Raw genomic sequence first — 3,585 nt, 5'->3', positions numbered from 1 at the left:
GCCCGGCTCCGCCGCGCTCCCGGTCGACGCAACTGATGGGCGCCGACCCGCTTCGCCCGGCTCCGCCGCGCTCCCGGTCGACGCGCATCTGCCGTTCCGGTCCGGGCGGTCGTTCTCGGCGTCGGTCACCGGCACCGAGCTGACGGTCAAAGGCGCCCCCGAGGTGGTGCTCGCCGCCTGCCAAGACGTCGGGCCGGAAACCGAAGACACCGTGCATCAGCTGGCGGCCGGCGGGCTGCGGGTGATCGCGGTGGCCCGCCGCGAGCTGACGCCGCAGCAGGCGCAAACGGTGCAGGACGACGAAGACGCCATTGACGAATTGTGCCGTGACCGGTTGTCGCTGGCCGGATTCGTCGGGTTGTCGGACACTGCACGCGCCCAGGCGCCCGCGCTGCTGGCGGCTCTGGCCGTGCGTGGCGTGGCCGTGCGGTTGATCACCGGCGATCACCCCGTCACCGCCACGGCCATCGCGCGGGAGTTGGGCATCCCGGTGACCGCCGACGAGGTCATCAGCGGATCGCAGTGGGATGAGATGTCCCGCAAAGACCAGGAACACGCGGTGGGCGAGCGGGTCATCTTTGCGCGGATGACGCCGGAGAACAAGGTCCAGATCGTGCAGACTCTGGAACGCACGGGTCAGATCTCTGCGATGGTCGGTGACGGCTCCAACGACGCTGCCGCCATCCGGGCCGCCACCGTCGGTATCGGTGTCGTTGCGCGCGGCAGCGATCCGGCCAGCGTCGCAGCCGACGTAGTGCTGCTCGACGCCCGGATCGAGGCGCTGCTCGAGGCCATCGAGGAAGGCCGTGAGCTGTGGCGACGAGTGCAGTCGGCGGTGTCGGTGCTGCTCGGCGGCAACGCCGGTGAAGTCGCGTTCGCCGTGATCGGCAGCGCGATCACCGGGAAGTCGCCGCTGAACACTCGCCAGCTGCTATTGGTCAACATCTTCACCGACGCACTGCCGGCCGCCGCTCTTGCGGTCAGCCCGACCACGGCTGGTGGGAACCGCGACGGACGCGGCCCGGATCAGGCTGCGCTGTGGCGTGCTGTCGCCATTCGCGGGACGACCACCGCGGCCGCGGCGACGGCGGCCTGGGCGATGGGCGCTGTCACCGGACGTCCGCAACGCGCTTCCACCGTGGCGCTGGTCGCTCTGGTGTCCACCCAGCTGGGTCAGACACTGCTGGATTCGCGGGCCCCGCTGGTGGTGCTCACCGCTTTCGGCTCCCTTGCCGCGATGGGAACGCTGATCAGCATCCCCGGAATCAGCAATCTGCTCGGCTGCACACCGCTAGGCCCGCTCGGGTGGAGTCAGGCGCTGGGATCGGCCACTGCAGCCACTATCGCTGTTGCCGTCGCTACCCGGGTGCTGGCGGCTAGGCAGACAGCAGCGTTGCCGCCGCCGACGTCGCCGGCATCCGACCCGGCGAGCGACGACTCGCCAGAATCTCCACCACGCCAACCCGCCACAGCACCGCGTACAACTCAACAACCGGCACAGTCAGCACCGCACCGAGCGCCGCAGCCAGCGGATCGGACAGAGCATCAGTCGTCGACATACGTCCGACAGTGACGGCAGTACTCGGCGCGACGGCAAATGTTTAGTTACTGAAAGGCAAACCATGGCCGAAAAGAAGGCTCGGCGGGGCACCTCCCAGCGCGAGGCGGTCGACCGGATACGCGCAGGCGAATCGTTCGCGGTGAACTTGCCGATCGTGGGCAAGGTGGACATCCCGCGGCCGGAACAAATCGCCTATTACGGCGGTCTGGCGGCACTGGCTGCACTGGAGATCATCGACTGGCCGGTCGCCGTGGTCATCGTGGCCGGACACGTCCTGGCCAGCAACCACCGCAGCAAGGTCCTTGCGGAACTCGGCGAGGCGATGGAGGAGGTCTAACCTTCCGAGGCTGCTGCCTGCAGTGCGGAGGCAGTGTCATGGTCAAAGGGAAGTTGCATGATCACGGCCGCGCGGTGTACCAGGCTTTCTGGCGCGATCACAATCACCACGTTGCATTCGATGAGCAAGCGGTCTAGTGCGGCGGCGCGTGATCGCCGCCGGCCGGGTCCGCAAAGTGTTTACTCACCGCTTCGAGTCGCGACAGCGCCGCAGCGCCTCGGGCATGGTCGGGTAGACCTCGAGGACGCGGTCCAGGCCGGTCACTTCGATCGGGCGAACCACCTGGGCGTTGTTGGCCACCAGACGCACCAGCGTCCCGTCCGCCACCCCGTCCTCGTGACAATCGAGCACCGCGTTGAGACCGGCGCTGCCGAAGAAGGTCACGGCTTGCAAGTCCACGACGAGCAGTCGCGCGGGGTGGTCACGAGCGACCTGCAGCCCCGCGGAAAGCTTGCCAGCCAGCTGCGCGACCGTGCTGGAATCAATGTCGCCGGTTGCCCGAACGATGACGGAATCGTCGCGATCCTCGCATTCCACCGTCAACAAATCCATCGCCCTTGCCTCGACTCCATCTCTCGGCCTGAGAACCGTCTTCCAATATCCGGCTGGCGAAATCCCGCGAGCCCAATCCGCAGTGCTCCGCCGTACAAGGTGCTTGGCAGCATAACGTGGTCGCGGTATGCACCCGTGAATCATCCCATTGAAGAAATGTCCAGCGGCGACGAGTAGGACAAAGTCACCGTCGCTGCGCTAGCGTGGACGACGCCGGGCAAAGCAGTACGGCCGGCTTTCTGACGATGAATTCAACGCGGGAGCGCGCGCCGAGTGCGCTGAGAGGACGGCTGGGGCCGTCGACCGTACGAACCTGACCGGGTAATGCCGTCGTAGGGAGATGACAAGTGACTGATTTGACCGTATCCATCGAGCCGTCCGTGACCACCGGCCCGATCGCCGGGAGCACCAAGGTGTACCGCGACCTCGACGTGTCGCTCGGCGGCGGACCCGCCGCCAAAGTGCCGTTTCGGCGGGTGAACCTGTCCAACGGTGACCACTTCGACGTGTACGACACCTCCGGGCCCTACACCGACTCCGACGCGGCGATCGACGTCCAGCATGGCCTGCCCGCCCGTCCGGGTGTGGTGCGCGACCGCGGCACTCAGCTGCAGCGGGCCCGCGCCGGCGAGATCACCGCGGAAATGGCCTTCATCGCCGTCCGCGAGGGCCTGCCCGCTGAACTGGTGCGCGACGAGGTCGCGCGCGGCCGGGCGGTAATCCCGGCCAACCACAACCATCCCGAGATCGAGCCGATGATCATCGGGAAGGCCTTCGCGGTCAAAGTCAATGCCAACATCGGCAATTCGGCGGTCAGCTCATCGGTGGCCGAAGAGGTCGACAAGATGGTGTGGGCCACTCGCTGGGGCGCGGACACCATCATGGACTTGTCCACCGGCAAGGACATTCACGAGACCCGCGAGTGGATCCTGCGCAACTCTCCGGTGCCTGTCGGTACGGTGCCGATCTATCAGGCGCTGGAGAAGGTGAAGGGGGACCCGACGAATCTGACCTGGGAGATCTATCGCGACACGGTGATCGAACAGTGTGAGCAGGGCGTGGACTACATGACCGTGCATGCCGGGGTGCTGCTGCGGTATGTGCCGTTGACGGCCAAGCGGGTCACCGGCATCGT

At 66.8% G+C, this 3,585-nt stretch carries 4 protein-coding genes, 1 pseudogene and 1 riboswitch; of the genes and pseudogenes, 3 read left to right on the top strand and 2 right to left on the bottom strand.

The features are described from left to right. Positions 1 to 163: 163 nt before the first annotated feature. Positions 164 to 1,297 (top strand): annotated as a pseudogene (locus WA317_RS04355) (cation-translocating P-type ATPase); the annotation flags it as partial. Positions 1,298 to 1,376: 79 nt separating this feature from the next. On the opposite strand, the gene WA317_RS04350 reads toward WA317_RS04355, so the two are convergent. After that, entirely contained in the window at positions 1,377 to 1,559 is a 183-nt protein-coding gene (locus tag WA317_RS04350; RefSeq protein WP_425171876.1) for an Rv1535 domain-containing protein, read from the bottom strand. Positions 1,560 to 1,622: 63 nt separating this feature from the next. On the opposite strand from WA317_RS04350, the gene WA317_RS04345 reads away from it, so the two are divergent. Next, on the top strand, positions 1,623 to 1,898 hold the full coding sequence (locus tag WA317_RS04345) for a hypothetical protein (RefSeq protein WP_425171874.1): 276 nt from the start codon (positions 1,623 to 1,625) through the stop codon (positions 1,896 to 1,898). A 183-nt stretch (positions 1,899 to 2,081) separates the two neighbouring features. Here WA317_RS04345 and WA317_RS04340 read toward each other — a convergent pair whose 3' ends face one another. Next, entirely contained in the window at positions 2,082 to 2,450 is a 369-nt protein-coding gene (locus WA317_RS04340; RefSeq protein ID WP_425171873.1) for an STAS domain-containing protein, read from the bottom strand. A 246-nt stretch (positions 2,451 to 2,696) separates the two neighbouring features. After that, a riboswitch (TPP riboswitch) is annotated at positions 2,697 to 2,806 on the top strand. Between WA317_RS04340 and WA317_RS04335 the strand changes: the two genes are divergently transcribed. Then, a partial coding sequence (locus WA317_RS04335) for a phosphomethylpyrimidine synthase ThiC (RefSeq protein ID WP_425171875.1) occupies positions 2,807 to 3,585 on the top strand: 779 nt, incomplete at its 3' end.

Origin of the sequence: Mycobacterium sp. (assembly GCF_049802695.1) — a bacterium.
In the GTDB taxonomy this organism is placed as follows: domain Bacteria; phylum Actinomycetota; class Actinomycetes; order Mycobacteriales; family Mycobacteriaceae; genus Mycobacterium.
This window is presented reverse-complemented; position numbering and strand designations above follow the sequence as displayed.

Excerpts from the sequence above, each read along its gene's own strand:
- WA317_RS04350 (WP_425171876.1), bottom strand. The coding sequence starts at position 1,559 with ATGTCGACGACTGATGCTCTGTCCGATCCGCTGGCTGCGGCGCTCGGT.
- WA317_RS04345 (WP_425171874.1), top strand. The coding sequence starts at position 1,623 with ATGGCCGAAAAGAAGGCTCGGCGGGGCACCTCCCAGCGCGAGGCGGTC.
- WA317_RS04340 (WP_425171873.1), bottom strand. The coding sequence starts at position 2,450 with ATGGATTTGTTGACGGTGGAATGCGAGGATCGCGACGATTCCGTCATC.